The organism is Variovorax sp. 54 (assembly GCF_002754375.1).
In the GTDB taxonomy this organism is placed as follows: domain Bacteria; phylum Pseudomonadota; class Gammaproteobacteria; order Burkholderiales; family Burkholderiaceae_C; genus Variovorax.
In genome coordinates this window covers 1,753,810-1,779,527 of record NZ_PEFF01000001.1, presented here as the reverse complement: position 1 = coordinate 1,779,527, position 25,718 = coordinate 1,753,810, and the positions used below count along the sequence as shown (strand labels likewise).

The following is a 25,718-nucleotide window of genomic DNA, read 5'->3' as shown; positions in this document are numbered from 1 at the left end:
GAACACATGCTGAACCACACCAGAGACAACACATCGCCGGCCGCATCCGCCGGGGCCAACCGCCTGGAGGTCGTGACCTTCAAGCTCGGCGACGAGGAATACGGCATCGACATCCAGAAGGTGCAGGAATTGCGCGGCTACGACGCCGTGACGCGCATCGCGAACGCGCCGGACTACATCAAGGGCGTGGTCAACCTGCGCGGCATCATCGTGCCGATCATCGACATGCGCATCAAGTTCGAGCTGGGCGCACCCACCTACGACCAGTTCACGGTGGTGATCGTGCTGAACATCTCGGGTCGCGTGGTGGGCATGGTGGTGGACAGCGTGTCGGACGTGATCACGCTCACGGCCGAGCAGATCAAGCCGGCGCCCGAGATGGGCTCGGTGCTCGACACCGACTACCTGATCGGCCTGGGCACGCTGGACGAACGCATGCTGATTTTGGTGGACATCGACCGGCTGATGTCCAGCGAAGAGATGGGCCTCATCGAATCTGCCGCCACCGCCTGAGGAACGACCCATGACATTCTTTTCGAACCTTCGCATCGGCACCCGCCTGACCATCGCCTTCGCGATCGTGCTGGGCCTGTCGGTGATCTCCAGCGCCGTGGCGCTGATGTCCGCGCGCAACACCGCGGAAGCCACGCGGCTCATGATGCAGAGCCCGCTGGCCAAGGAGCGGCTCATTGCCGACTGGTACGTGCTGACCTACTCGGCCATTGCGCGCACCTCGATGATTGCGCGCACCACCGACGAGGCGTTGCCGATGCTGTTCGCCGACGTGATCTCCGACAGCGTGAAGAAGGGCACCGAGACCATGGCCAAGGTCGAGGCGCTGCTGGTCACCGACGAAGAGAAGGCGACCTACAAGTCCATCGTCGAGCTGCGCACCAAGTACCAGGCCGCCAAGGACGACGTGACCCGCGCCAAGGCCAGCGGCAACACGGTCGAGACCGTGCGCGCCTACCAGCTGTCGTTCCAGCCGGCCGCCAAGGCGTATGAAAACCGCGTGCTCGAACTGCTGGCCATCGAGCGCCGGGACATCGACGAGATGAGCCATGCCATCGACGCAGCGAATGCGAAGAGCTTCAACCTGCGGCTGTTGCTGACGGCGCTCACGGTGCTGCTGGGCGGCCTGTTCGCCTTCTTCATCTCGCGCAGCATCGTGCGCCCGCTGGCCAAGGCCGTCGGCGTGGCCGAGACCGTGGCGGCCGGCGATCTGAGCGCGAACATCCGGGTGGACAGCCGCGACGAGACGGGCCAGCTGATGCAGGCGCTGAAGGACATGAACGCCAACCTGGCGAAGGTGGTGGGCGAGGTGCGCATGGGCACGGAGACGATCGCCACGGCGTCGGGGCAGATCGCTTCGGGCAACCAGGATCTTTCTTCGCGCACCGAAGAGCAGGCCAGTTCGCTGGAGCAGACGGCGGCATCGATGGAAGAGCTGACCTCGACGGTGAAGCAGAACGCGGACAACGCGCGGCAAGCCAACCAGCTGGCGGTCTCTGCGTCGGAAGTGGCCGTGAAGGGCGGCGCAGTCGTGTCGCAAGTCGTGGACACGATGGGCTCGATCAACGCCTCGTCCAAGAAGATCGTCGACATCATCGGCGTGATCGATGGCATCGCGTTCCAGACAAACATCCTGGCGCTGAATGCGGCTGTTGAAGCGGCCCGCGCAGGCGAGCAAGGCCGTGGCTTCGCAGTCGTGGCCTCGGAAGTCCGCAGCCTCGCTCAACGCTCCGCAGCCGCAGCCAAGGAAATCAAGACCTTGATCGGCGACTCGGTAGAAAAGGTCGAAGAAGGCAGCAAGCAGGTCGCCGAAGCCGGCCGCACGATGGAAGAGATCGTGGGCAGCGTGAAGCGCGTGACGGACATCATGGGCGAGATCACGGCGGCGAGCCAGGAGCAGACCTCGGGCATCGAGCAGATCAACCAGGCGATCACGCAGATGGACCAGGTGACGCAGCAGAACGCGGCGCTGGTCGAAGAGGCTTCGGCCGCGGCGCAGTCGCTGCAGGAGCAGGCCGGCAGCCTCGTGCAGGCCGTGAGCGTCTTCAAGCTCGACGCCCACGCGGTCGCGACGACCCGCGCCAGCTTCACGCGCATCACGCCGATTCCCAAGCCGCAGAAACCGACGCCCAAGCCGCGCGCCAAGGCGCTGCCCACGCGCCGCGAACCGACTGGCGCACCGCAGCTCGCCATGGCCGGCGACGCCAAGGGCGACTGGTCGGAGTTCTGAGCCAAGCGTAAAGACAACGCGCGCCCTCAACTTCGGGCGCGCGCTGCCGATAACCACCGAGAGGCATCGCGCGCGATGCCGCTCCCACACACCCCTTTGACAGGTAAAGCCTTATGTCCGGAAGCATGTTCTACACAGGTCTGAGCGGCCTCGCGGTCGCCCGCACCGCGTTGATGACCACGGCCCACAACACCGCCAACGTGTACACGGCCGGCTACAGCCGCCAGATCGCCCAGATCGCCACGGCCGGCGGCATTGCCAGCGGCTCGGGCTTCATCGGCTCGGGCGCCAACGTGACGACCGTGTCGCGCAGCTACGACCGCTACCTCACGGCGCAGCTGGCCGCCGCGCAGTCGCAGTCGGCCGCGCTCGCCACCAACGGCGTGCAGGTCAACCGCATCGACACGCTGCTGGCCGACAAGACCTCGGGCATCGCGCCGCTGATGCAGAGCTTCTTCACCAGCGTGCAGGGCGTGGCCAACACGCCGGCCGACCCGGCGGCGCGCCAGCAGATGATCAGCGCGGCGCAGTCGCTGGCCAGCAAGTTCCGTGCGACGGACCAGTACCTGTCGGACCTGAACACCTCGGTCAACGAGCAGATCGGGGGCAGCGTGAGCCAGATCAACACCTACGCCGCCAAGATCGCCAGCCTGAACCAGCAGATCAGCCAGATGAGCGCGGTGGCCGGCGGCCAGGCGCCGAACGACCTGCTCGACCAGCGCGACCAGCTCGTGAGCGAGCTGAGCCAGGTGGTCGACGTGCGCGTGCTGCAGCAGGACAACGGCAAGTACAACGTGTTCATCGCCACCGGCCAGTCGCTGGTGGTGGGCGACCATGCCTCGAAGATGGCGGCGGTGGCGTCGTCGTCGGACCCGACGCGCCAGGTGGTGGCGCTGTCGGGCTTTGCCGGCAACACCGTCGAGCTCGACGACAGCGCCTTCACCGGCGGCGTGCTCGGCGGCCTCATGGCCTTCCGCAAGGACACGCTGATCCCCACGCAGAACGCCGTCGGCCGGCTCGCCATGTCGGTGGCCGACGCGGTGAACGCGCAGCACAAGCTGGGCGTGGACCTGAACGGCGTGCTGGGCCAGAACTTCTTCTCGCAGGCCGTGCCGGGCACGATCGCCAACGCGGGCAACACCGGCAACCTCGAGTTCGGCGCCACGCTGACCGATGCGTCGAAGCTCACGACCAGCGACTACAACGTCAGCGTCACCGACGTGGCGGGCACGCTCACCTACACGGTCACACGGCTTTCGGATAAGACGTCGATGGGCAGTTTCACCACCTTCCCGATCAGCTTCGACGGCGTGAGCCTCACGGCCGCGAGTGGCACGGCGCAGGCCGGCGACTCGTTCCTGGTGCAGCCCACGCGCACCGGCGCGCGCGACCTCGACGTGCTGGTGCGCGATCCGGCCAAGGTGGCCGCCGCGTCGCCCGTGGTCACCGGCAACACCGCGGGCAACAAGGGCAGCGGCGCGCTGGGCGCGGCCACGGTCGATGCTGCCTACCCGGGCTCGCCGCTGGCCGGCAACGTCACGCTGAGCTTCAACGCGGGCACCGGCACGCTGTCGGGCTTTCCGGCCGGCTCGGCCGTGACTGTCACGCGGGCCGACGGCACCGCCACCAGCTATCCGGCCGGCACGCCCGTGCCCTACACGGCGGGCGCGAAGATGCGCTTCGACGGCATCACCGTGAGCATGACGGGCGCGCCCGCGCAGGGCGACACCTTCACCCTCGGCAAGAACACCGGCGGTGTCTCCGACGGCGGAAATGCGCTGCTGCTGGGCGCACTGCAGCGCAAGACCACGATGTCGAACGGCACCGCGACCTTCAACGGCGCCTACTCGCAGCTGGTGAGCGACGTCGGCAACCGCGCCATGTCGATCAAGGTGGCCGCCGTCACGCAGGACAGCGTGACCGGCCAGATCAAGGCCAGCCAGCGTGCGATTTCCGGCGTTGTGCAGGACGAGGAAACCGGCAACCTGCTGATGTTCCAGCAGATGTACCAGGCCAACGCCAAGGTGATCCAGACCGCCTCGGCGATGTTCGACGCCATCCTCGGCATCAGCAGCTGAACCTTCTACCTTTCACACAGATTCCAGGACCCGCGATGCGCATCAGCACCCAATCCTTCTTCGAACAGAGCCTGCAGTCGATGGGTCTGCAGCAGCAGAAGCTGTTCAGGGTCCAGCAGCAGCTGGCGACCAACTCCAAGTTCTTGTCGGCCGGCGACGACCCGGTGGCCGCGGCGCGCGCGCTCGGCGTGAGCCAGACGCTGGCGGAGGGCGCCCAGTTCACCACCAGCCGCCAACGCGCGGCGCTGGCGCTGTCGACCGAAGAGAACGCGCTCGACTCGGTGACGTCGATCCTGCAGCACGTGAAGACGCTGGTCGTGCAGGCCGGCGGCGGCGGCCTGTCGGACGCCGACCGCGGCTCGCTGGCCACGGCCATCCAGAGCAGTCTGGAGCAGCTCGTGGGCGTGGCCAACAGCGACAACGGCAACGGCCAGTACCTGTTCGCCGGCTTCAAGAGCGGCAGCCCGCCCTTCGTGATGGCCGCCGGCGGCGGCGTGCAGTACGTGGGCGACCAGGGCGAGCGGCTGATGCAGATCGACGTGGCGCGCCAGATGTCGACTTCGGACGACGGCCGCAGCATCTTTCAGACAGTGCAGGGCGGCGCGGGCTACGTGGCTTCAGGCGCACCTGCCAACACCGGCTCCGGCGTGTTCGGCGCGGTGAGCACCACCGACGCCACCGCACCGAATTACGGCAAGGACTTCACCATCCGCTTCACCGGCACCGACTACACGGTGATGACCAAGGACACGCCGCCCGTGGTGGCGGCGAGCGGCCCGTTCACCGCCGGCACCCCGATCTCGTTTGGCGGCGTGCAGATTGCCATCAGCGGCTCGCCGGCCAATGGCGACAGCTTCGACGTGTCGACCGCGAAGAACGCCGGCACCGACATCTTCGCGGCCCTGGGCGAGCTGGTGAGCGCGTTGCGCGCACCGCTGAACGGCGGCGGCGCCGCGGCCCAGGCGCAGCTGCGCAACGCCTTGAGCACCGCCAACGTGAAGGTCACGAACGCGCACGACAACGTGCTCACGGTGCTGTCGTCGGTGGGCGCGCGCCAGGTCGAGCTGCAGGCGCTCGACAGCGCCGGTGCGATGAACAAGCTGCAGGAAGAAAGCTACCTGTCGTCGATCGAGGACCTCGATCCGTACACCGCGATTTCTGATTTCTACCAGCGGCAGTCGTCGTTGCAGGCGACGCAGATGACGTTTGCGCGGCTGAACAGCATTTCGTTGTTCAACTACCTGTGAGGGTGCGGCCGGCTGCTTGAGCAACGAAGCCGACCATCGCGATGTTCGGCAGAACGCGCGGATCGGCTGGCCCCTGCGGGCGCGCCGGGCGCGGCGTCTTTTTCAGGCGCGGATGTGCAAGGGCGCGAACGACTTCACCAGGTCGTCCAGCGCCTTCAGCTGCGTGAGGAAGGGCTCCAGCTGGTCCAGCGGCAGGGCGCTGGGACCGTCGCACTTGGCCTGCGCCGGGTCAGGGTGTGCTTCAAGAAAGAGGCCCGCCAGGCCCACCGCCAGGCCTGCGCGCGCCAGTTCGACCACTTGCTCGCGTCGCCCGCCAGAAGCGACGGCGTTCGCCTCGCGTTGCTGCAGCGCATGGGTCACGTCGAAGATGACGGGCAGGTTCCCGGTGACTTTCTTCATGGTGCCGAAGCCGAGCATGTCCACCACCAGGTTGTCGTAGCCGAAGCAGGTGCCACGGTCGCACAGGATGACGGGGGACGTGCCTGCCTCCCTGATCTTTTCGACGATGTTGAGCACCTGCGTCGGGCTCAGGAACTGGGGCTTCTTGACGTTGATGACCTTGCCTGTCTTGGCCAGCGCAACGACCAGGTCGGTCTGACGCGCGAGGAACGCGGGCAGCTGCAGAACGTCGACCACTTCGGCCACGGGCGCCGCCTGCCACGGCTCGTGCACGTCGGTAAGAACGGGCACGCCGAACGCCGCCTTGACGGCCTCGAAGATCTTCAGGCCCTCTTCCATGCCGGGGCCCCGGTAGGAGTGGATCGACGAGCGATTCGCCTTGTCGAAACTGGCCTTGAAGACGTAGGGGATGCCGAGCTTTTGCGTGACGCGGACATATTCTTCTGCAGCACGCAGGGCCATGTCCTTCGACTCGAGGACGTTCACGCCGCCGAACAGGACAAAGCCGTTGGTGTTGCTGACGTGGATGGAGGGGGTGATGGTGACGGTGGTCAAGGCGAGCTCCTCTGGACGGTGTTGGCTGCATTCTCGCGGTTCGGCATCTGGCCAGAAGCCGTTGATGGATCGATCGATTGAGCGAGCAAGGGCCGCCTCCCTGACGTCAGGCCCCGTTGCGGCGCAGGAACATGTGCGTGGCGCGCTCGCCTGCGACCTGCCGCTCGCAGCGGTAGCCCAGCGCCGGCAGATCCAGGCCTGCGAACAGTGCCTCGCCCTTGCCCAGAAGCATCGGCCGCACGGCCAGGTGAAGTTCGTCGATGAGCCCGGCCTTCAGATACGCGCGCACGGTCGCCGCGCCGCCGCCCACGCGCACGTCGCGCGCACCCGCGGCCGCTTTTGCCTGCGCCAGCGCATCCTGGATGCCGCCGGTGACGAAGTGGAAGGTGGTGCCGCCCTGCATCGTCAGGGGCGGGCGGGCATGGTGGGTCAGCACGAAGACCGGCACGTGATAGGGGGGCTCGTCGCCCCACCAGCCTTTCCAGCTGTCATCGGGCCAGGGGCCGCGCACCGGGCCGAACATGTTGCGACCGAGGATCCAGGCCCCGATGTCGACGAAGCCTTGTTCGGCGATCTCGTTGTCGATGCCGGTCTCGCCGTTGGCCTCGCCCGTGCCTTGCATCTGCTGCCAGACGCGCGTGGGAAAGAACCAGTCCATGAGTTCCGGGCCGCGAACGCCCAGCGGGTGCGCCAGGCTCTGGTCCGGGCCGGCGGCAAAGCCATCGAGCGAAACGCTGAAGCTGCGCACGAGCAATCGGGTCATGGCGTGGTCTCCTGAAAAACGGAGAAGCAGTTTAGCGCCGGGCGCGCCCGCCGCAGGGGGGCGCAGCCCCTCCCGCGTGCCTACTTCGCCAGGAGCGACGCAATCGCCGGCCCGGCCTGGCCGATGGTGGCACCCAGCGCATCGGCATGGCCATTGGGGCTGTTCATCTCGACATACTCTGCCGGCGTGCCTTGCGCCTTGAGGATCTCCACGGCGCGTTTCGACAAGAGCGGCGGAAAGATCTGATCCGAGCTGATGCCCACGAACAGCGACTTGGCCTTGATGCGGTCTGGTTTGGCGCTGGGCAGCTGCAAGGCCTTCAGCGTGTACAGCCAGCTGTTGGCGTCCATGCCCTTGGCACGCGCTTCGCCGATCTTCTCGAGGGTGGCATCGACCGCAAACTGATTTGCAGCCGCCTCGCCGGGGTTTTTTCCCGGGTCGGCCCACTTCTGGCCGAAGGCCTTGTCGGCCCAGGCGAAGCTGAGCGCGTCGAGCGTGACCAGTCGCATGGCCTGCGTCATGCCCGCCAGCGGTTCGGCCTTGCCGTGGTAGTCGCCGTTGGCCCAGTTCGGGTCCAGCTTCACGGCCGCGCCCCACGAGCTCATCTTGGCGATGGCATAGGCCGGGCTGTCGACGCCAGGGCCCACGATGGACACCAGGCGCTGCACGCGCTCCGGGTAGGCCGAGGCCCATTCCACCGACATCCAGGCGCCGGCCGACGCACCCGCCACGGCGTAGAGGGTTCGAATACCCAACGAATCGAGCAGGGCCTTCTGCACCTCCACCGTGTCCCGCGCCGCCAGCACCGGGAAGCGCGGGCCATACGGTTTGCCGGTGGCGGCGTCGATGCTGGCGGGGCCGGTGCTGATGACGGTGGCCGATGCGCGATTGGGGTTGCTCAACGCGTCGGTTGCGATGACGAAGAACCGGTCGGTGTCGATCGGCAGGCCGGCGCCGATGATCGTGTCCCAGTAACCCGGCGCGGCGTCGCTCGCGGCATACCGACCGGCGGCGTGCGAGGTGCCGGTGATGAAGTGATTGATGAGGATCACGTTGTCTCGCGCCGCATTCAGACGGCCATAGGTTTCATAGCCGATGCGCACGCCCTTGATGGCCTGGCCGTTCACGGTCGTGTAGGCGGGCAGGGTGAACACCTGCTTTTCCACGATGCCGTCGAAGGCCTGTGCGTTCGTCGTGACGAGGGCTGCACAGACGGTGGCCGCGGCGCAAAGCAGCGCGTTCGAAAGAGAAAAAGAAGATCGTTGCATGGGGACTACTCCCGAGTGGTGAGGCCCGCACTGTCGGCCGCCGCTGCCAGGCACGCATCTGGTTTGGCGCCCAAACGCCCGGCGGAGGGTGCCAACGGTCGTGAAGCGGCACCGAGCGGTCGCCGTTCGGTCCACCCAAACGACGGTTCGAGGACAAACTCGCCCCCACGGGCCCTTGATCGGTAGCCGCATGGCGCGCCAACCTCTACAGTGCCGCGATGCATGCAGCCGACTGCCACCTGTGATCCGCGTTGACTCCTCCCTTCCCGCCCGCTGGATGGGCGCAGCGCGGCTGACGGCCGGCGCGTTCCTGCTGTGCGCGATCGCGACGGGGCTGCTCTTCTGGGCCGCGCCTGCGCTCGGGACGCCGGCGCGCCTGTTCGTTTTTATCGAATGCGTCGGCATGGTGTTCATCGCGTGCGTCGCGCTGCTGGGCCGCACCAGACGGCTGCGGCGAATGCAGGCGCTGCCCCGTTGGCTGCTGACCGGCGCGATCGCCATCCCGGCAGGGTACTTCGGGGGGCACCTGGTCGCGCTCCTGATCCTGGGCGAACCGATCGGCCGCGTCGTGGGCCATGAAAGCGACTACATGGTGGCGTTCGCATTCGGCCTGGTGCTGGCCGTGTTCGTCCTCTACGTTGCCGCGACGCGTGACCAGCTTGCCAAGGAGGCGGTCGCGCGATCCGATGCCCAGCGCCTCGCCACCGAATCGGAACTGCGGCTGCTGCGCGCGCAACTCGAACCCCACATGCTGTTCAACACGCTGGCGAACCTGCGCTCGCTCGTCAGCGAAGACCCGCCACAGGCCGAGCGCATGATCGACCAGCTGATCGTCTACCTGCGCAGCACGCATGCCGCGTCACGCGACGAAGTGACGACGCTGCAGTCGGAGTTCGCCCAGCTGCGGGCGTACCTCGACATCATGTCCCTGCGCATGGGGCCCAGGCTGGCCTACCGGCTCGACTTGCCCGCCGAACTGGCGCGAATCGCCGTCCCGCCGATGCTGTTGCAGCCGCTGGTCGAGAACGCCATCCGACACGGCCTGGAGCCGAAGTTGGGCGCAGGACGCATCGATGTGCTGGCGCGGTCGATCGAGGGGGGCATCGAGGTCGCGGTGGACGATTCCGGCCTGGGCTTGTCGCCGCACCATCTCGCTTCGAGTGATGACCAGGCCGGCGAGGTCTGCGGCTCCGGACTGAAGAACGTGCGTGACCGCCTCCAGGCCCTCTATGGCGTGCGCGCGTCCCTGACTTTGCAAGCGCGATCGCCGTGCGGCGTTCGCGCCGTCGTGAGGATTCCCTCGTGAACGCGTGGCGTGCCGTGATTGCCGAAGACGAACCGGTGCTGTCGAGAACGCTGCAGCGGCTGCTGTTCGAAGCCTGGCCCGAACTGAACATCGCGGGCGTCGCCGAAGACGGCCTGAAGGCGATCGAGCTGGCCCAGACCCTGGCGCCCGATGTGATGTTCCTGGACATCAAGATGCCGGGCAAGACCGGCCTGGAAGTCGCCGAGGCCGTCGCGGACGAGTGGCCCGACGATCAGGCCGAGCCGCTCTTCGTGTTCATCACCGCATACGACAATTTCGCGATCTCGGCGTTCGAGCATGCGGCGATGGACTACATGCTCAAGCCGGCGACGCTCGAACGCTTGCAGGTCTGCGTGCAGCGTCTGAAGCAAAGGTTGCACGAGCGCGCGCGGACACCGGCGGCCGGTGGCATGGCGGCCCTGATGCAGCGCGTGCAGTCGATCACCGACCCGGCCGACGCGCCTGAAAAGATCAAGGTCATCCGCGCCGGCGTCGGCAACACCGTGCGGATGATTCCGGTCTCGGAGGTGATCTGTCTGGAAACCGCCGAGAAGTACGTCAACGTCGTCACGGCCCAGGGCGAGGCGTTGGTGCGCATGAGCCTGCGCGATCTGGTGTCGCGCATCGACGCCGCCGACTTCACGCAGGTGCATCGCGGCGTGCTCGTCAACACCCACTGCATCGAGAGCGCCACGCGTGACGAGAACGGGCGCTACAGCCTGTCCGTGCGGGGCCTGCAGCGACCGCTCAAGGTCAGCCGTGCGTTCGGGCACCTGTTCCGCGCGATGTAGCGGCAGCGGGCTCGTGGATGGCCAGGGCCGGGGTCATCGTCTCGGGGCGCGCAACCTCGCGATGCCGAAGCCCAATGCCACTGCGACGCACAAGAATGCCAGCACGGCCAGCCAGGTGGATTGAGTGAAGTAGTAGGCGCCCAAGGCCGCACCCGCAGCCACGAAGGCGCCCAGCCATTCCAGGGCGGGGTCGAGCCAGCTCTTGGAAGCTTGCGCCTTGGGTTCCGCGATCGCGCGATCGTGTTCGTCGATCTGCTGTGTTGTTGTCGGCGGTCTGCGGGCCTTCCGTTGTCGCGGGTCGGGGAAGTGTTCTCGCAACGCCAGCGTGGGCCAGGCGCCATCGCTGGACGACGCGATGCCGCTCAAGGTCCAGACCGGGTCCGCATCGTGCCTTGCAAGATCCGACATCAGGCTCTCGAGCGCCTTGCCGTTGTGGAGACCGTCGATGTCCTCCAGATCGGCGCGCAGCCATGGCTCGGCGTCGGCGGCGTCCGGCAGGCCGGAAGTGCGCAGCAGGAGGTAGTCCCCGAAGTGCTGCGCAATCAGTGCTTCAAAGGACGCGTAGATCGGGCGGTAGCGTTCCCCGACGGTGCCGAGGATCGCTTCACGCCGTGTCGCCAGCCGCGCAACCGCCACGGCCTTGTCAATGACGAGGTAGGGATAGGTCGCGTCGGCGCCGAAATCCGCCAGGCACTCCTCCCGGTCGACGGCCGAGGCTTCATCATGAATGTCGTATTCGTCGATGAAGCGCGCATGCCGGATGTCGCTGGTGCTGAAGAGTGCGCGCCAGAACATCGGGAAGAACGCGTTGGCCTCCAACTCGGCGCCATGGCCGAAGAAGCTGCGCCATTCGTTGCGGCTGCCTTCCGGCATCCGGGGCAGGGAGGAGCTGGACAGGTAAACAGGGTGTGACATGCGCGACCTTCCGTGTTGCGACCGGAATGATCTCAGGGGGAGTGGCTTTTCATCAAGTGACCCTGCTGTTCTTCAAAACCGCTGAACGGCCGCAAGCAGATGTCCACCCCTCAGGGCCGAAGCCCCTGCGTGAACCGCAGCATGTTCGCCAGCGATTCCGCAAACCGCGGCTCCAGAAACGCCGCCAGGTGCGGCATCAGCAACTGCAGCATCACCAGCCCCGCCAGCAGTGTCAGCGGAAATCCCACTGCGAAGATGCTGAACTGCGGCGAGGCGCGGTTCAGGATGCCCATGGCGAGGTTGAGCGTGAGCAGTGCGGTGATCAGCGGCAGCGCCAGCAGCAGGCCGCTCGCGAAGATGTCGCCGGCCGCCAGCACCAGGAACAACCAGCCGCCGGCCGCCAGCGGCGCGTCGGCGATGGGCAGCGTGTGGAAGCTCGCGGCCAGCGCTTCCAGCATGAGAAGGTGGCCATCGAGCGCCATGAAGATCAGCATCGCCAGCATGTTCAGCAGCCGCGACACCACCATCGTGCTGCCGTGGCTCATGGGGTCGAAGAAAGACGCGAACGACAAACCCATCTGCAGGCCGATGTACTCGCCCGCGGCCAGCACGGCGGTGAACACGAGCCGCATCGAGAAGCCCATGGCGGCGCCGATCAGCACCTGCTGCACAACAATCCAGAGGCCGCCTGCCGACACCACGGGCACTGCGGGCAGCGGTCCGATCGTGGGCGAGATCACCAGCGTCAGCACGGCGGCGATGCCGACCTTCAGCTGCCGCGTCGCCCACGGCTCGCCGAACACCGGCGCCGTGGAAATCATGGCCAGCATGCGCACAAAAGGCCAGAGGAAGGCCACCAGCCAGGCCTCGAGCTGGCCCGAGGTGACGGAGAAAACCGAGGGCGTCACGCCAGCATCTGCGGGATGCTGGCGAACAGGGCGCGCATGTAGTCGAGCATGCGGTCGAGCATCCACGGCCCGGCGATGACCAGCGTCGCGAACACGGCGAGCAGCTTGGGAATGAAGGACAGCGTGGCCTCGTTGATCTGCGTGGCCGCCTGGAAGATGCTGACCACCAGGCCGATCACCAGTGCCACCAGCAAGAGCGGCGCGCCCAGCAGCAGCGAAATTTCCATGGCCCGGTGGCCCATGGTCATGACGGCTTCGGGCGTCATAAATAAAAGCTCTGCGAGAGCGCGCCGATGAGCAGCTGCCAGCCGTCGGCCAGCACGAACAGCATCAGCTTGAAAGGCAGCGCGATCGATGCAGGCGGCACCATCATCATGCCCATCGACATCAGCACGCTCGCCACCACGAGGTCGATGATGAGAAAGGGAATGAAGATGGTGAAGCCGATCTGGAACGCGGTCTTCAGCTCGCTGATGACGAAGGCCGGCAGCAGGATGCGCAGCGGCACGTCTTCGGGCCCCTGCATTTCGGGCGCCTTGGCGAGCCGCGCGAACAGCGCCAGGTCGGTCTCGCGGGTCTGCTTGAGCATGAAGGTCTTGAAGGGCGCAATGCCGCGCTCCAGCGCTTTCTCGGCGCCGAGCTTGCTTTCCGAGAACGGCACGTAGGCCTCGGTGTAGGCCTTGTCGAACACCGGCGACATCACGAAGAAGGTGAGGAACAGCGACAGCCCCACCAGGATCTGGTTGGGCGGCGAGGTCTGCGTGCCGATGGCGGTGCGCAGCAGGCCCAGCACGATGAGGATGCGCGTGAAGCTGGTCATCGACAGCAGCAGCGCGGGCAGGAAGGTGAGCGAGGTCAGCAGCACCAGCGTCTGCACGCTCAGCGACCAGGTCTGGCTGCCGCCGGGGCCGGGTGTGCTGGTGAGGCCGGGCAGCCCTTGCGTCCACGCGGCGGCGGGCAGCGTGGCGGCGAGCAGCAGCAGGGCGGTGCGCAGGCCGCGGTGCAGGGCGGGGCGCGTCATGGCGTGGTGCGCGCTTTGCCGGCAAGGGAGTCGCGCAGCTTCTGGGCGAACAGGCCCACCGGATTCTGTGGAGACATGGGCGTTGCAACTGAAGGCGTTGCTTGCGCCGGCAGCGTGTGCAGCGTGTTGACCTGGCTGCCGGTGACGCCGAGCACCAGCCACTGGCCGGCCACTTCCACCACGACCACGCGCTCGCGTGGGCCGACCATGGCGGTGGACACCACCTTCACCACCTGGCCGCCGCCCAGCCGCTGCAGGCCGAAGCGCCGCGCCAGCCACGCGCACAGGAAGATCAGGCCGACGACCGCCGCCATGCCGAAGCCCGCCTGCAGCAGGCCGGCGCCGCCGACTGCCGACGGCGGTGCGGCTTCGCGCACCGGCGTGGGCACGGTGGGCAGCGCGGCATGGGCCGCATGCACGCCCAGTGCGAGCAGCGCGGTTGCCCGCGCGAGCAGCGAAGACACCCGAGCCAGGTTCATGCGCGCGCGAGCTTCTGCATGCGCTCGGAGGGCGTGACGATGTCGGTCAGGCGGATGCCGTACTTCTCGTTCACCACCACGACCTCGCCCTGCGCAATGAGGTAGCCGTTGATCAGCACGTCCAGCGGCTGGCCGGCCAGGCCGTCGAGCTCGACCACCGAACCCTGCGACAGCTGCAGCAGGTTCTTGATGGTGATGCGCGTGCGGCCGATCTCGGCGGTGAGCTGCACCGGCACGTCGAGCACGCGCGCGATGTCCACGGGCGTGGTGGACGATGCGGCCGGCGCGTCCTGGATCTGCTGGAAGACGTGCGCGGTGGCCGGCGCCACGGCCGGCTCGGGCGTGGGCGCGCTGGCCGCGGTCTGCTCGGCCAGTGCGCTGGCCCAGTCGTCCGCGTCGCTGGCGGCAGAGGTGTTGTCAGTCATGGTCGTTCTTCGAATCGCTGTCTTGGTGGGAGATCATGTGTTGCACGCGCAGGGCGTAGCGCTCGTTGGAGGTGCCGTAGCCGCAGGCCATCACGGGCACGCCGCCGACCTTGGCGACCACCGTCGCCGGCAGCTCGATGGGAATGACGTCGCCCACGCGCAGCTTCATCACTTCGCCCAGCGTCGAGGGCATGGTGACGAAGTCGGCGGTGAGCTCGACGTCGGCGGCCTGCATCTGGCGCGACATCTGCGTGACCCAGCGCTTGTCGACCTCGACCTCGTCCTGGATCGGGTTGGACAGCAGGTCGCGGATCGGCTCGATCATCGAGTAGGGCAGGCACACGTGCAGAAAGCCGCCGATGGGGCCGAACTCGATCTGCAGCGTGGTGTTGATCACCACCTCGTTGGGCGCGACGATGTTGGCGAGCTTGCCGTGCATCTCGGCGCGCACGTAGTCGAAGGCCAGCGGGAACACGGGCTGCCACGCGTCGCCGTAGCACTGCAGCGACAGGTCGAGCAGGCGCTTGATGATGCGCTGCTCGGTGCGCGTGAAGTCGCGGCCTTCCACGCGCACGTGGTAGCGCCCGTCGCTGCCGAACAGGTTGTCCACCACGAGGAACACGAGCTTCGGGTCGAACACGAAGAGCGCGGTGCCGCGCAGCGGCTTCATGTGGATCATGTTGATGTTCGCGGGCACCGGCAGGTGCCGCACGAACTCGCCGAACTGCTGGATCTGCACCGGCCCGACCGAGATGTCGGGGCTGCGGCGCATGAAGTTCAGCAGCGCGCTGCGCAGGCCGCGCGCAAAGCGGTCGTTGATGACCTCCAGCGTGTGCATGCGATTGCGCACCACGCGGTCGGGCGCGCCGAGGTCGTAGGCCGGCAGACCGTCGGGCGGCAATGCCGGCGCGGCGGCCTGGTCGAGGTCGCCGCCGGTGACGCCCTGCAGCAGCGCGTCGACCTCGTCCTGGGAGAGCACCTGTTCATACGCCATGGATCGCGGGTCCGCAAACGGGCATCGTCGTCACTGCACGACGAAGGAGTTGAAGGACACGCTCGCAATGCCCAGCTCGGGCAGGCCCTCGGCCAGCGGTGCGTTCAGGGCGCTGTGAATCTCCGTGGCCAGCCGGGCCTTGTCTTCCGACGTGACCAGCGATTCGGGCGGGCGGTTCGACAGCAGCACCAGCAGGCGGCTGCGCAGCTCGGGCATGAACTCGACGATCTGCGCCTTGGCCTGCTCGTCGCGCAGCTTCAGCGCCAAGCCGATCTGCAGGAAGCGCGAGCGGCCTTCCGACTGCAGGTTGACGGTCAGCGGCTCCAGCATGAGGAAGATGGGCTTCTCGGGCACCGGCGCCTTGGCCGTCTCGGCGGCGGCGTGGTCGGTGAAGCGGGGAAGCACGAAGACGTACGCAGCCGCGCCGGCCGCGGCCAGGCCGAGCGCGGCCACGCATCCGATCAGCAGTTTCGAGATACGGCGCGAGGCCGGCGGGTCGGTCGCGACCGACGCAGCCGCGGTGGCGGCGGGAGAAGAGGTAGCCATGGTGAAACGGTGGACGGGTCCGATCTATTCTTTGCGAAGTCCCCCGCGAGCGAACGGCCGAACAAGCGCACAAAGGCGCTTCACATCCGTTCATTGCGGGAGGCGGGCGGGGGCGGTTTCAGGCGAAGGTGTCGACGCCCGGGCCCGTGCGTGGGGTGGCAACGGGGCGAGGTGCCGCCGTGGTCGTGCGTGCGATGTCGGCCGTGGCAGACGCGCCTTGCGGTCGCCACGCGCCCTGTCGCTGGTGTTGTTGCTGCTGCTGTTGCTGCGCGAACGCGGCGTCCTGCCCGAACGGCGCGCGCGTGTCCGCGCCGACCGAGGTCTGGCCCAGCGTGATGCCCTGCTCCGACAGGCTGGTGCGCAGCTGCGGCAGCGCAGCCTCGACGGCCTTGCGCACGCTCTCGTGGGCCGACACGAACGCGGCCTGCGCCTGGTGCTCGCCGATCGACAGCGTGACCTTCAGCGGGCCGAGGCCGGCGGGGTTGAGATTCAGCTCGGCCGTGTGCGTGCCGGTGAGGCTCATGCGCGCGAGCTGCTGGCCGAGTGCGGGTGCCCATTTCTCGCTGCCGACTTCGGGGGCGAGCGTGTGCACGAGGGGGCGTGCGGCGGGGCTTTCGGCCGTGCGCTCGGTGGAAGCGGCGGTGGGTTGTTGAAAGGCGAAAGAAGCGGCTGAGGTTGCCGCGTCGTCGCTTGAAGCGGTGGCGGGCGCTGCGGCGACAGGTGCGGCTTCTGCCGCAGCGGGCTTCGCATCGCCAACGGGCTGGGCTTGTGCAGCGGCTGCGAGTTGTTCGGTGGTGGTGGTGCTCACGGTGCGCGGTGCGCCTGCGCGGCCCGGTGCGGCGGTGCCGACGGGCGGGCCTGCAGGTGCAGCAGCCGGCTTCTTTCCGTCGACAGCCAACGGTTGTGCGGCTACGGCGGCGCGCACGATCTCGTACAGCGAGGGTGGGGCTGCGGTGTCGGTTTCGGGCGCTGCGCTCTGTGCGGCGGCGGTCGCGGTGGGGGCGGAGACGTCTTTAGTGGCGAGGGCCGGCTCGGGCGTGACTGCGGCATCGCTGCTCAGGCGAACCGGGCCTGCAGGCAGGGCGGTTTGTGCATCGGTCGTCAGTACAGTTTCTGGCGCACCGCTGCTCTGTGTGACCGCACGTCCCGCAAGAGTCAATGCCTGTTGCGGCGTGACAGCCGCAGCAAGAAAAGCGAGATCCGGTTCGGCAGGCTGCGCATCCCGCATCTCTTCCGCAAGCTCCGTCTTGCGCGCCGGCTTGGCCTCCGCAACCGCAGTCTCGGCATCCGGCGTCTTCTCGGCCTGGCTCGCGCGCGAACGTTCGAGCGCCGCACCGAACGCGCGGCCCTGCGTCTCGTCGGCGCTGCTGCGGCCACGTGCGCCGGCCTGCGCCACCGGCGAAGTAGCTGCAGGCGTGACGGACGGCGGGATCGTGGGAGGCATGTCGGTTCCTGGCGAAGATTCAGTGGGTGGGGTGCGAGGCGCGGTCGAAGAACTGGCGGGCGGCGCGTTCGTCGCTGTCGCGTTGTTCGCGCTTGGCCTGCGCCATCAGCTCCTGCGCGCGCACGCGATCGGCCAGCGTGTCGAACGAGCTGAGGCGGCGCTTCTCGCGTTGCCAGTCGGTGCGGCCGCGGTCGAGCTGGTGCCCGGCCCGCTCGGCGATGGCGCGCTGCTGCGCGATCGCGTGGTCGAGCGTGCCGAGAAAGTTGCGGTAGTTGCGCCACTGCGACGACGGCAGGCCGCCGCGCATCAGCGCGTCGAGCTGCGCGTGGTAGTCCTGGCGGTATTGCAGCAGCAGATCGAGCTTCTGCTGCGCACTCAGGTGCGCGCTTTGCAATGCGCCCAGTCGGCGCGCGGCGTCGTCGGTCTGGCTCTGCGCCAGGTCGATGAGCATGCCGAGGGGGAGCTTGCTGCTGCTGCTCATGGGCGTCCGTGAGATGGGGTGGTGAACAGGCTGTCCATGTGGGCGATGGCCTCCTCGTAGCCCGTGCGCTCGTGCATCGACTGTTGCAAAAAGGCCTCGATGCGCGGGTACATCGCGATCGCCTGGTCCAGCTGCAGGTCGTGCCCGGGCGCGTAGGCGCCCACGCTGATCAGGTCGCGGTTGCGCTGGTAGCGCGACAGCATCTGCTTGAAGCGGCGCACGGTGTCGAACTGCGTGGGCGGAATCAGCGACGTCATCGCGCGGCTGATCGACGCCTCGATGTCGATGGCCGGGTAGTGCCCCGCCTCGGCCAGCGTGCGGGAGAGCACGATGTGGCCGTCGAGGATTGCGCGCGCCGAATCGGCGATCGGGTCCTGCTGGTCGTCGCCTTCGGACAGCACGGTGTAGAAGGCCGTGATCGAGCCGCCGCGCCCCTGCGCGTCGCGCGCGCCGTTGCCGGCGCGTTCGACCAAGGCGGGCAGCCGCGCGAACACCGAAGGCGGGTAGCCCTTGGTGGCGGGCGGCTCGCCCACGGCCAGTGCGATCTCGCGCTGCGCCATCGCATAGCGCGTGAGCGAATCCATGATGAGCAGCACGTCCTTGCCCTGGTCGCGAAAGTACTCGGCCAGGCAGGTGGCATAGGCCGCACCCTGCAGGCGCAGCAGCGGCGAGTTGTCGGCCGGTGCGGCCACCACCACAGCGCGGGCCAGGCCTTCCTCGCCCAGCGTGTTCTCGATGAAGTCTTTCACCTCGCGCCCGCGTTCGCCGATGAGGCCGACCACGATCACTTCGGCACTGGTGTAGCGGGCCATCATGCCCAGCAGCACGCTCTTGCCCACGCCCGAGCCAGCAAACAGGCCCATGCGCTGGCCGCGGCCGACGGTGAGCATCGCGTTGATGGCGCGTACGCCCACGTCGAGCACCGAGTCGATGGCCGCGCGCGACAGCGGGTTGATCGGCGGCGCCGCGAGCGGCACCTGGCGCGCCACGTCGAGCGGGCCCAGGCCGTCGAGCGGGCGACCGGCCGCATCGACCACGCGGCCGAGCATGCCTTCGCCGACGGGCAGGCGCTTGGTGTGGGCGTCACCGGTCGCGCCCGGTTCGCGCAGGCTCGGCCGTGCGAACACGCGCGCGCCGGGCAGCAGGCCCGCCACTTCGGTCTGCGACATGAGGAAAAGACGGTCGCCTGCGAAGCCGACGACTTCCGCTTCCGCGTGGCGTTGCGGATGACCGGGCGGCAGTTCGATGAGGCAGTCGCTGCCCACGGGCAGCTGCAGGCCCACGGCTTCGAGCACGAGGCCGACGGCGCGCGTGAGGCGCCCCGAGGCGGTCGTGGTCGTGCAGCGGGCGACGTCGGCGCGCGCCTGCTCCAACGCGGCGCGCACGCTGTTCAGATGAGGGTTGGCGGCGGCGGCCTGCATCGGCTCAGGGGGCGTCACCACGCAGCGCCGCGCCCACGCGCTCCCAGCGCGTGGCCAGGCTGGCGTCCAGCTCGCCCGTGGCCGACTGCACGCGGCAGCCGCCGCGCGCCAGGCTGTCGTCGGCGCGCAGTTGCCAGCCGGCCGCCTCGATCTCGCTGCCCAGGCTGTTCTTCACCAGCGCGATGTCGTCGGGGTGCAGCAGCAGGCGCGGTTCGCCGCGCAGCACGGGTTCGGCGTGCAGCAGATCGCGCACCAGCGGCAGCACCCATTCAGGTTCGGCCTGGTAGGTGCGGTGCACCACCTGGCGCGCCACGTCGAGTGCGAGCGCCAGCACGGTCTCGGCCAGTTCGGCTTCGGCGCCGCGCAAGGCTTCGGGCAACGAGCGGGCCAGCGCGCGCAGGCGTTCGGCGTGCACGCTGGCGGCGGCGAGGCCCGTGGCCAAGCCTTCGGTGTGACCGACCTGGCGGCCTTCGGCCAGCCCGGCGGCGCGGCCCTCGGCTTCGCCGGCGGCGCGCGCTTCCTTGCGGATGCGGGCCAGCTCGGCGAGGTCGACTTTGGGCGCAGGCGGTGCAGGCGGCGGTGCGATGCGCTGCGCCGCCTGCCGCGCGGCGGACGGTGCGGCGGCCTTGCCATCGAGCGTGCCCATCTCCCAGCGCTCCCAGGCCGAGAGCGCGGGCGTGCCGGCGCCGGCCTGGCGCGCGGCGGCGTGGATGGCGGCGAGGCGCTCGCGCGATCCACCGAAGGCGCCGGGGTCAGACGAAGTCATCGGTGCCAGGCGCTGCGATCACGATCTCGCCGGCGTCCGCCAGACGGCGGGCGACCTGCAGGATGGCCTTCTGCTCGGTCTCGACCTGCGACACGCGCACGGGGCCGCGCAGTTCCATGTCCTCGCGCAGCGTTTCTGCCGCGCGCTGCGACATGTTGCTGAGGAACTTGTCGCGCAGCTCCAGGGGTGCGCCCTTGAGCGCGATGATGAGCGAGTCGGACTCGATGTCCTTGAGCAGGCGCTGGATGCTGCGGTCTTCCAGACCCAGCAGGTTCTCGAACACGAACATCTCGTCGACGATGCGCTGGGCCAGCGCCTCGTCCTGCTCGCGCACATGGGCAATGGCTTCTTCTTCCACCGTGGTGCTCATCAGGTTGACGATCTCGGCCGCGGTGCGCACGCCGCCCAGGCGGCTGCGGCGCAGGCCCTGGCCCGCGAGCATTTCGGTCAGCACCTCGGTCAGCTCGTTCAGCGCCGACGGCTGCACGCCGCCGAAGGTGGCCACGCGCATGATCACGTCGTGGCGCAGGCGCGCAGGCAGCTTCTCGAGCACCTCCGACGCCTTCATGCGGTCCAGGTGCACCAGCAGCGTCGCAAGGATCTGCGGGTGCTCGTCGCGGATGAGCTCGGCCACCTCGCCGGCCTCGAGTTCGTTCAGGCGCTCGATGCCGCCGTGCGGCTCGTCGGGCTGCAGGATGTCTTCGAGCAGGTTGCTCGCGCGGTCGTCGCCCAGTGCCTTCTTGAGCACGGCGCGGATGTAGCTCGTCGAGCCCAGGTGCAGCGCCGACAGTTGCTCGGTCTCCTGGCGGAACTCGGCCAGCACCGAGGCCAGCTCGTCGCGCGACACCGCGCTCAGCTTCGACATGGCCAGGCCCAGCGCCTGCACCTCGGAGGTGGGCAGCAGGTGCAGCGCGGCGGCGGCGCGGTCTTCGCCCAGCGCCATGAGCAGGATGGCGCTCTTGCGGGTTCCTGCCTCGCTGCTAGTCATGGGTGTGCATCCAGTGCTGGATCAGGGCGGCCACGAGCTTGGGGTCCTTGTCGGCGGTCTGCTGGGCGTAGTCCATGTCGGCCTTCTGGCGTGTGGACTCGCGCTGCTGCAGTGTTTCTTCGGGTTCGGCGGAAGGCGCGGCGGCGTCAGCGACCACGGGCGTCGCAGGTTGCGCGGGCGGCAGCGGCGCCAGGTGCCGGCGCATCAGCGGACGCACCACGGCGAACCAGGCGAACAGCGCGATCAGGCCGATGAGCAGGTAGGGGACCAGCGCCTTGCCGAGCGCAAGGTTGTCGCGGTCGCGCCAGAACGGCAGCTCGGGCGCGGGGCCGGCCTCGGCGTCGCGGGCGAAGGCGCTGTTGACCACGTTGAGCGAATCGCCGCGCTCGGTGCTGAAGCCCATGGCTTCCTTCGCGAGGTTGCGGATCTGCTCCAGCTCGGCTGGCGTGAGGGCATGGGCGCTGGCCTTGCCCGCGGCATCGACCGTGTCGCGGTGGTTCACCACCACGGCGACCGACAGGCGCTTCACGCCGCCGGCGGCCTGCTGCACGTGGCGGATGGTGCGGTCGAGTTCGTAGTTGGTCGTGACGTCCTTGCGCGTGTTGCTCGGGCCGGCCGGTGCGGCGGCAGGCGCGGCGGGCGTGTTCGGTGCGCCCGGTGCGTTCGGCGGCTTAGGCGCCGTGATCGGCGCCGTCGGGTTCACCGGCGGCTGGTTCGACAGCGCACCCGGCACGCCGCCGGGCGGCGCGCCGTTCTGCTGTGCCGATTCGCTGGACTGCTGGCTGCGGATCGCGGCCTGCGTCGGGTCCTGGTTGGGCTTGTACTTCTCGTCGGTGTGCTCCACCACCGAGAAGTCGATCTCGGCCGCGACCTGCGCGCGCACGTTGCTTGCGCCCACCAGCGGCTGAAGAATGGCTTCGATGCGGCGCACGTAGCCCTGCTCGATTTCCTGCGCGTACTTGAGCTGGCTCACGTCCAGCCCCTGGCTGGTGCCGCGCGCCGACGACAGCAGGTTGCCGCGCTGGTCGACCACCGTCACGTTCTTGGCGTCCAGGTCGGGCACGCTGCTGGACACCATGTGCACGATGGCGCTCACCTGGCCTTCGTCGATGCTGCGCCCGCGCATGAGCGTGAGCACCACCGAGGCCGAGGGCTTCTTCTGGTCGCGCACGAACAGCGAGGGCTTGGGCAGTGCCAGGTGCACGCGCGCTGCTTCGATGCTGCCGATCGATTCGATGGAGCGCGCCAACTCGCCTTCGAGCCCGCGCTGGTAGTTGACCTGCTCGGCGAACTGGCTGGTGCCGAACTTCTGGTTGTCCATCAGTTCGAAGCCCACGCCGCCGGCCTTGGGCAGGCCCTGCGCCGCGAGCTTCAGGCGCGTTTCCGCGACCTTGTCGCCCGCGATGAGGATCGCGCCGCCGCCCTCGGCGAACTTGTAGGGCACGTTCATCTGCTGCAGCGACGCGATGATCGCGCCGCCGTCGCGGTCCGACACGTTGGTGTAGAGCACCTTGTAGTCAGGGCCGCGGCTCCACAGCAGGGCTGCGGCCAGCACCGTCACCAGCACCGCGGCGCCGATGATCAGCGGCAGGCGCGGCTGCGCGCGCATGCGCTCCAGCATCGGAGGCAGGCCGTTGCCGCCCGCCGGCAGGCCGCCCGTGGGCGCGGCCGTGCTCATCGGCGCGCCTTCGCTGCGGCCGTCGCGCCGCACGGGGCCGGCGCCGGGGTGAGAGAGAGGATTCGGTAGGGGGATGTCATTCCAGGGGGCCGGCGATCTCGGCCAAGGCCTGTTCGTTTCGCGAACGATTTTCAGCAGGCACCGCCAAATTCGATCGGTCGAACAGCCGGGGGTTTTGCCCTCAGTTGCGCGTTTGAATCGGGGTCTTCCCTTGATACGCTGCCTGCCGGTTGGGGCGCTCGCGTGCTCTGTGTCAAGTCAGCTGGAAGTGAACTTTTGCCCATGTCCTCCATCAATGCCATCGAATCCGTCCTGCAGCAGATGCGCGCCACCGCGCTCGCCAGCGGCATGGGGCCTGCGACCTCTGCGCCGGCCGGCGCGGGCGGCTTTGCGGCCGAGCTGCAGCGCTCGCTCGCCAACATCAGCGGCGCGCAGCAGCAGGCCTATGCGCAGGCCGAATCGTTCGAGCTGGGCAAGCCCGGCGTGGCGCTCAACGACGTGATGGTCGACCTGCAGAAGGCCAACGTGGCGTTCCAGACCGGGCTGCAGGTGCGCAACCGGTTGGTGTCGGCCTACCAGGACATCATGAGCATGCAGGCATGACGAGGCAGGGCCGCGACGTCAAACTTTTTTCGTCGTCGCCCTAAAGGTTTGCGGACACCGGCCGATATCCCCTTCAACGATGGCTTGAGTCTCACCGTGGAAGCGGGTCCAGCGTTACGGCCGATGGCCGGAGTCCACAACCTTTTGTCAATCAGGAGTCGAACATGGCGCAAGTCATCAATACGAACAGCCTTTCTCTTCTCACGCAGAACAACCTCAACAAGTCGCAATCGGCCCTGAACACGGCCATCGAGCGCCTGTCTTCGGGCATGCGCATCAACAGCGCCAAGGACGACGCAGCCGGCCAGGCCATCGCCAACCGCTTCACCGCCAACATCAAGGGCCTGACGCAAGCTTCGCGCAACGCCAACGACGGCATCTCGATCGCGCAGACGACCGAAGGCGCACTGACCGAAGTCAACAACAACCTGCAGCGCATCCGCGACCTGTCGGTGCAAGCCGCCACCGGCACCAACTCGGCCACCGACCTGGACTCGATCCAGTCGGAAATCGGCCAGCGCCTGGACGAAATCAACCGCGTCTCGGAGCAGACCCAGTTCAACGGCGTGAAGGTCCTGTCGGCCAACGCCGGCAAGTTGACGGTGCAAGTGGGCGCGAACGATGGCGAAACCATCGACATCGACCTGCAGGAAATCAGCGCCAAGACCCTGGGTCTGGACAACTTCAACGTGAACGGCAAGGGCGCCACCAACAAGGCCGCCACCGAGGCCGACCTGCTGGTCGCCGGCTGGGCCAAGGGTCCCACCACCAACGGCAACACGGCTTACACGAAGAACACCGTGGCTGCCACGGCCAATGACGTGCTCGGCAAGATGCAGGACGGCGGCACGGTCCAGATCGGCGCGAATTCCACCTACACGTACAGCGCTTCGTCGAAGAGCTACACGCTGGCTGAAACGGGCCGCACCGGCACCGCGCTGACGGACTCGCTGAAGGCGCCGGCTGGCCAGAGCCTGTCTGCCACCGTCTCCCTCAGCGGCAAGGCCACGGACGTCAAGATCGACAGCTCCGGTGGTATCACGGCAGCCGACGGCTCGGCGCTCTTCGTTGACACGACTGGCAACCTGACGGCCACCAACAACGGCGGTACGGCCGTCGCGGCAACCGTCACGTCGCTGACCGGCAAGATGGCCACTGCCGGCGACACGATCAAGATCAACGGCACCGGTACGGTGTTCACCGCCACGGCTACCGCCGGCACGATGAGCGTCAAGAACGAGCCCGTGGCTGCTTCGACGGTCAAGGCACTGGTGAACACGTTTGCAACCGCCAACGAGATCGACATCGACGGCGCCGGCACCACCGACGCCTACACCGTGGATATCACCACGGGCGATGTGAAGAGCAAGACCGCGCCTGCTGCGCAATTCGTCGACATCAGCGGCGCATTGACCGCCGCGACGTCGGAAACGATCACGATGCATGAAAACGGCGTTGTGACCGACAGCAAGGCCAACACCGTCTACGCAGACGCCACGAAGACCGGCGCCCTGACCACCAAGACGGTCAGCAACACCACCGCAACGGTCGACCCGCTCAAGGCCCTGGACGCTGCCCTGTCGAAGGTCGACAAGCTGCGCTCCTCGCTGGGTGCGGTGCAGAACCGTTTCGACTCGATCATCGCCAACCTCGGCACCACGATCACCAACCTGTCGTCGTCGCGTTCGCGCATCGAAGACTCGGACTACGCCGTGGAAGTGTCGAACATGACGCGCGCGCAGATCCTGCAGCAAGCCGGTACCTCGGTGCTGGCCCAGGCGAACCAGACGACGCAAGGCGTGCTCTCGCTGCTGCGTTAATTCGCGAAGACCGCCGGGCGCGCCTCACGAGGGCGGCGCCCGGTGTCTTTCTTTGTGCTCGCAGGCCGTCGGGGCGATCCGAAACCGCCTGCGTTGTCCTGTGCGGCCACGTCGTTGGCGAGGCCGCACAGGACAACGAACTCCAGAAGAAGAACGCAGACCATGTCCCAGCCCGTACCCGCCGCCTCTGCCGCGACAGAAAGCCCCTGGCTGCAGCAACTGCTGGCCGGCCGCACCGGCGGCGCGGCCACGGCCACGGCTGCCGCCGAGGCCGCCGCACTGCGCAAGGCCGAGGTCGAAGAGGTGACGCCGGTGCAGATCGAGATGGCGGTGAAGTCCGTCAACGCGTCGCTCGAAAGCCGTTCGATCAGCCTGAAGTTCGAGGTCGACCGCGACACCGACAAGCTCATCGTCAAGGTGGTCGACCGCAGCAACGGCGAAGTCATTCGCCAGATTCCGACCGAAGAGGTCGTTCGCATCGCCAGGGTCATGGACCAGCAGGCCGGGCTTCTGGTGAGTCAGCAAGCCTGAGCGCGACCTGCTTCAGACCTCTTCATTTCACCCGCTTTTCAGGACACCC

The 25,718-nt window shown here is 67.9% G+C and carries 26 protein-coding genes; 9 read left to right on the top strand and 17 right to left on the bottom strand.

Annotation, left to right across the window (positions count from 1 at the left end; genetic code table 11):
- Positions 1 to 6 precede the first annotated feature (6 nt).
- The 4 genes from CLU95_RS07995 to flgL all read left to right on the top strand — a co-directional run bounded on the left by CLU95_RS07995 (position 7) and on the right by flgL (position 5,567).
- Positions 7 to 513 carry a chemotaxis protein CheW gene (locus tag CLU95_RS07995; protein ID WP_099792027.1) on the top strand — a complete coding sequence of 169 codons (507 nt, stop codon included), beginning with the start codon at positions 7 to 9 and terminating at the stop codon, positions 511 to 513.
- Between the two features lie 10 nt (positions 514 to 523).
- Entirely contained in the window at positions 524 to 2,242 is a 1,719-nt protein-coding gene (locus CLU95_RS07990; RefSeq protein ID WP_099792025.1) for a methyl-accepting chemotaxis protein, read from the top strand.
- A 125-nt stretch (positions 2,243 to 2,367) separates the two neighbouring features.
- Positions 2,368 to 4,320 carry a flagellar hook-associated protein FlgK gene (gene flgK / locus CLU95_RS07985; protein ID WP_257214559.1) on the top strand — a complete coding sequence of 651 codons (1,953 nt, stop codon included), beginning with the start codon at positions 2,368 to 2,370 and terminating at the stop codon, positions 4,318 to 4,320.
- Between the two features lie 35 nt (positions 4,321 to 4,355).
- Positions 4,356 to 5,567 (top strand): flagellar hook-associated protein FlgL, encoded by a 1,212-nt coding sequence (gene flgL, locus CLU95_RS07980; protein WP_099792021.1) that lies wholly within the window; start codon positions 4,356 to 4,358, stop codon positions 5,565 to 5,567.
- 102 nt (positions 5,568 to 5,669) lie between these two features.
- Here flgL and kdsA read toward each other — a convergent pair whose 3' ends face one another.
- From kdsA to CLU95_RS07965, 3 genes are all read right to left on the bottom strand, one after another.
- Complete coding sequence (gene kdsA, locus CLU95_RS07975) at positions 5,670 to 6,521, bottom strand: 3-deoxy-8-phosphooctulonate synthase (RefSeq protein ID WP_099792019.1); 852 nt, start codon at positions 6,519 to 6,521, stop codon at positions 5,670 to 5,672.
- A gap of 106 nt (positions 6,522 to 6,627) precedes the next feature.
- A complete protein-coding gene (locus tag CLU95_RS07970; protein ID WP_099792017.1) occupies positions 6,628 to 7,284 on the bottom strand; it encodes a dihydrofolate reductase family protein in 657 nt (218 codons plus the stop codon).
- Between the two features lie 80 nt (positions 7,285 to 7,364).
- Positions 7,365 to 8,552, bottom strand: coding sequence for an alpha/beta fold hydrolase (locus CLU95_RS07965; RefSeq protein ID WP_180288566.1), 1,188 nt, complete (start codon positions 8,550 to 8,552; stop codon positions 7,365 to 7,367).
- A 241-nt stretch (positions 8,553 to 8,793) separates the two neighbouring features.
- Between CLU95_RS07965 and CLU95_RS07960 the strand changes: the two genes are divergently transcribed.
- Positions 8,794 to 9,858 (top strand): sensor histidine kinase, encoded by a 1,065-nt coding sequence (locus CLU95_RS07960; protein WP_257214558.1) that lies wholly within the window; start codon positions 8,794 to 8,796, stop codon positions 9,856 to 9,858.
- The gene (locus CLU95_RS07955) at positions 9,855 to 10,649 is read left to right on the top strand and encodes a LytR/AlgR family response regulator transcription factor (protein ID WP_099792013.1); all 795 of its coding nucleotides are present in this window, start codon (positions 9,855 to 9,857) and stop codon (positions 10,647 to 10,649) included. The genes CLU95_RS07960 and CLU95_RS07955 overlap by 4 nt, the downstream gene beginning before the upstream one ends.
- A 33-nt stretch (positions 10,650 to 10,682) precedes the next feature.
- Here the strand turns inward: CLU95_RS07955 and CLU95_RS07950 are convergent, their stop codons facing one another.
- The 14 genes from CLU95_RS07950 to fliF form a co-directional block, all read right to left on the bottom strand.
- On the bottom strand, positions 10,683 to 11,564 hold the full coding sequence (locus CLU95_RS07950; RefSeq protein ID WP_143605977.1) for a hypothetical protein: 882 nt from the start codon (positions 11,562 to 11,564) through the stop codon (positions 10,683 to 10,685).
- A 110-nt stretch (positions 11,565 to 11,674) separates the two neighbouring features.
- A complete protein-coding gene (gene fliR / locus CLU95_RS07945; protein WP_099792009.1) occupies positions 11,675 to 12,472 on the bottom strand; it encodes a flagellar biosynthetic protein FliR in 798 nt (265 codons plus the stop codon).
- On the bottom strand, positions 12,469 to 12,738 hold the full coding sequence (gene fliQ / locus CLU95_RS07940; protein ID WP_099792007.1) for a flagellar biosynthesis protein FliQ: 270 nt from the start codon (positions 12,736 to 12,738) through the stop codon (positions 12,469 to 12,471). The genes fliR and fliQ overlap by 4 nt, the downstream gene beginning before the upstream one ends.
- Positions 12,735 to 13,466, bottom strand: a complete 732-nt coding sequence (gene fliP / locus CLU95_RS07935) for a flagellar type III secretion system pore protein FliP (protein ID WP_373670017.1) — start codon at positions 13,464 to 13,466, stop codon at positions 12,735 to 12,737. Before fliP ends, fliQ begins: the two co-directional genes overlap by 4 nt.
- A 23-nt stretch (positions 13,467 to 13,489) precedes the next feature.
- Complete coding sequence (fliO, locus tag CLU95_RS07930) at positions 13,490 to 13,972, bottom strand: flagellar biosynthetic protein FliO (RefSeq protein WP_099792003.1); 483 nt, start codon at positions 13,970 to 13,972, stop codon at positions 13,490 to 13,492.
- Positions 13,969 to 14,397, bottom strand: a complete 429-nt coding sequence (gene fliN / locus CLU95_RS07925; RefSeq protein ID WP_099792001.1) for a flagellar motor switch protein FliN — start codon at positions 14,395 to 14,397, stop codon at positions 13,969 to 13,971. Before fliN ends, fliO begins: the two co-directional genes overlap by 4 nt.
- Positions 14,390 to 15,391: a flagellar motor switch protein FliM gene (gene fliM / locus CLU95_RS07920; protein ID WP_099791999.1), complete on the bottom strand. Its 1,002-nt coding sequence runs from the start codon at positions 15,389 to 15,391 to the stop codon at positions 14,390 to 14,392. The genes fliN and fliM overlap by 8 nt, the downstream gene beginning before the upstream one ends.
- 30 nt (positions 15,392 to 15,421) lie before the next feature.
- Positions 15,422 to 15,937: a flagellar basal body-associated protein FliL gene (gene fliL, locus CLU95_RS07915; RefSeq protein WP_099791997.1), complete on the bottom strand. Its 516-nt coding sequence runs from the start codon at positions 15,935 to 15,937 to the stop codon at positions 15,422 to 15,424.
- A 118-nt stretch (positions 15,938 to 16,055) separates the two neighbouring features.
- Positions 16,056 to 17,381 carry a flagellar hook-length control protein FliK gene (locus CLU95_RS07910; RefSeq protein ID WP_099791995.1) on the bottom strand — a complete coding sequence of 442 codons (1,326 nt, stop codon included), beginning with the start codon at positions 17,379 to 17,381 and terminating at the stop codon, positions 16,056 to 16,058.
- Positions 17,382 to 17,400: 19 nt separating this feature from the next.
- A complete protein-coding gene (gene fliJ / locus CLU95_RS07905; RefSeq protein WP_099791994.1) occupies positions 17,401 to 17,862 on the bottom strand; it encodes a flagellar export protein FliJ in 462 nt (153 codons plus the stop codon).
- On the bottom strand, positions 17,859 to 19,283 hold the full coding sequence (gene fliI, locus CLU95_RS07900; RefSeq protein WP_099791992.1) for a flagellar protein export ATPase FliI: 1,425 nt from the start codon (positions 19,281 to 19,283) through the stop codon (positions 17,859 to 17,861). The genes fliJ and fliI overlap by 4 nt, the downstream gene beginning before the upstream one ends.
- Positions 19,284 to 19,287: 4 nt before the next feature.
- Positions 19,288 to 20,049 (bottom strand): flagellar assembly protein FliH, encoded by a 762-nt coding sequence (gene fliH, locus CLU95_RS07895; protein ID WP_099791990.1) that lies wholly within the window; start codon positions 20,047 to 20,049, stop codon positions 19,288 to 19,290.
- Positions 20,036 to 21,037 carry a flagellar motor switch protein FliG gene (gene fliG, locus CLU95_RS07890; protein WP_062469343.1) on the bottom strand — a complete coding sequence of 334 codons (1,002 nt, stop codon included), beginning with the start codon at positions 21,035 to 21,037 and terminating at the stop codon, positions 20,036 to 20,038. Before fliG ends, fliH begins: the two co-directional genes overlap by 14 nt.
- Positions 21,030 to 22,715, bottom strand: a complete 1,686-nt coding sequence (gene fliF / locus CLU95_RS07885; RefSeq protein ID WP_099797167.1) for a flagellar basal-body MS-ring/collar protein FliF — start codon at positions 22,713 to 22,715, stop codon at positions 21,030 to 21,032. The genes fliG and fliF overlap by 8 nt, the downstream gene beginning before the upstream one ends.
- A 282-nt stretch (positions 22,716 to 22,997) precedes the next feature.
- On the opposite strand from fliF, the gene fliE reads away from it, so the two are divergent.
- The 3 genes from fliE to CLU95_RS07870 all read left to right on the top strand — a co-directional run bounded on the left by fliE (position 22,998) and on the right by CLU95_RS07870 (position 25,669).
- Positions 22,998 to 23,318 carry a flagellar hook-basal body complex protein FliE gene (gene fliE / locus CLU95_RS07880; RefSeq protein WP_099791988.1) on the top strand — a complete coding sequence of 107 codons (321 nt, stop codon included), beginning with the start codon at positions 22,998 to 23,000 and terminating at the stop codon, positions 23,316 to 23,318.
- Positions 23,319 to 23,482: 164 nt separating this feature from the next.
- Positions 23,483 to 25,138 (top strand): FliC/FljB family flagellin, encoded by a 1,656-nt coding sequence (locus CLU95_RS07875; RefSeq protein WP_099791986.1) that lies wholly within the window; start codon positions 23,483 to 23,485, stop codon positions 25,136 to 25,138.
- A gap of 162 nt (positions 25,139 to 25,300) precedes the next feature.
- On the top strand, positions 25,301 to 25,669 hold the full coding sequence (locus CLU95_RS07870; protein ID WP_099791984.1) for a flagellar protein FlaG: 369 nt from the start codon (positions 25,301 to 25,303) through the stop codon (positions 25,667 to 25,669).
- The last annotated feature ends 49 nt before the right edge of the window (positions 25,670 to 25,718 follow it).

What these genes read in the sequence shown, in the direction of transcription:
- fliF (WP_099797167.1), bottom strand. Translation starts at nt 22,715, where the DNA reads ATGAGCACGGCCGCGCCCACGGGCGGCCTGCCGGCGGGCGGCAACGGC.
- CLU95_RS07910 (WP_099791995.1), bottom strand. Translation starts at nt 17,381, where the DNA reads ATGCCTCCCACGATCCCGCCGTCCGTCACGCCTGCAGCTACTTCGCCG.
- fliQ (WP_099792007.1), bottom strand. Translation starts at nt 12,738, where the DNA reads ATGACGCCCGAAGCCGTCATGACCATGGGCCACCGGGCCATGGAAATT.
- fliE (WP_099791988.1), top strand. Translation starts at nt 22,998, where the DNA reads ATGTCCTCCATCAATGCCATCGAATCCGTCCTGCAGCAGATGCGCGCC.
- fliO (WP_099792003.1), bottom strand. Translation starts at nt 13,972, where the DNA reads ATGAACCTGGCTCGGGTGTCTTCGCTGCTCGCGCGGGCAACCGCGCTG.
- fliJ (WP_099791994.1), bottom strand. Translation starts at nt 17,862, where the DNA reads ATGAGCAGCAGCAGCAAGCTCCCCCTCGGCATGCTCATCGACCTGGCG.
- CLU95_RS07965 (WP_180288566.1), bottom strand. Translation starts at nt 8,552, where the DNA reads ATGCAACGATCTTCTTTTTCTCTTTCGAACGCGCTGCTTTGCGCCGCG.
- fliN (WP_099792001.1), bottom strand. Translation starts at nt 14,397, where the DNA reads ATGACTGACAACACCTCTGCCGCCAGCGACGCGGACGACTGGGCCAGC.
- fliL (WP_099791997.1), bottom strand. Translation starts at nt 15,937, where the DNA reads ATGGCTACCTCTTCTCCCGCCGCCACCGCGGCTGCGTCGGTCGCGACC.
- CLU95_RS07970 (WP_099792017.1), bottom strand. Translation starts at nt 7,284, where the DNA reads ATGACCCGATTGCTCGTGCGCAGCTTCAGCGTTTCGCTCGATGGCTTT.
- fliM (WP_099791999.1), bottom strand. Translation starts at nt 15,391, where the DNA reads ATGGCGTATGAACAGGTGCTCTCCCAGGACGAGGTCGACGCGCTGCTG.
- CLU95_RS07875 (WP_099791986.1), top strand. Translation starts at nt 23,483, where the DNA reads ATGGCGCAAGTCATCAATACGAACAGCCTTTCTCTTCTCACGCAGAAC.
- fliG (WP_062469343.1), bottom strand. Translation starts at nt 21,037, where the DNA reads ATGACTAGCAGCGAGGCAGGAACCCGCAAGAGCGCCATCCTGCTCATG.
- CLU95_RS07990 (WP_099792025.1), top strand. Translation starts at nt 524, where the DNA reads ATGACATTCTTTTCGAACCTTCGCATCGGCACCCGCCTGACCATCGCC.
- CLU95_RS07950 (WP_143605977.1), bottom strand. Translation starts at nt 11,564, where the DNA reads ATGTCACACCCTGTTTACCTGTCCAGCTCCTCCCTGCCCCGGATGCCG.
- flgL (WP_099792021.1), top strand. Translation starts at nt 4,356, where the DNA reads ATGCGCATCAGCACCCAATCCTTCTTCGAACAGAGCCTGCAGTCGATG.
- CLU95_RS07995 (WP_099792027.1), top strand. Translation starts at nt 7, where the DNA reads ATGCTGAACCACACCAGAGACAACACATCGCCGGCCGCATCCGCCGGG.
- CLU95_RS07870 (WP_099791984.1), top strand. Translation starts at nt 25,301, where the DNA reads ATGTCCCAGCCCGTACCCGCCGCCTCTGCCGCGACAGAAAGCCCCTGG.
- flgK (WP_257214559.1), top strand. Translation starts at nt 2,368, where the DNA reads ATGTTCTACACAGGTCTGAGCGGCCTCGCGGTCGCCCGCACCGCGTTG.
- fliI (WP_099791992.1), bottom strand. Translation starts at nt 19,283, where the DNA reads ATGCAGGCCGCCGCCGCCAACCCTCATCTGAACAGCGTGCGCGCCGCG.
- fliH (WP_099791990.1), bottom strand. Translation starts at nt 20,049, where the DNA reads ATGACTTCGTCTGACCCCGGCGCCTTCGGTGGATCGCGCGAGCGCCTC.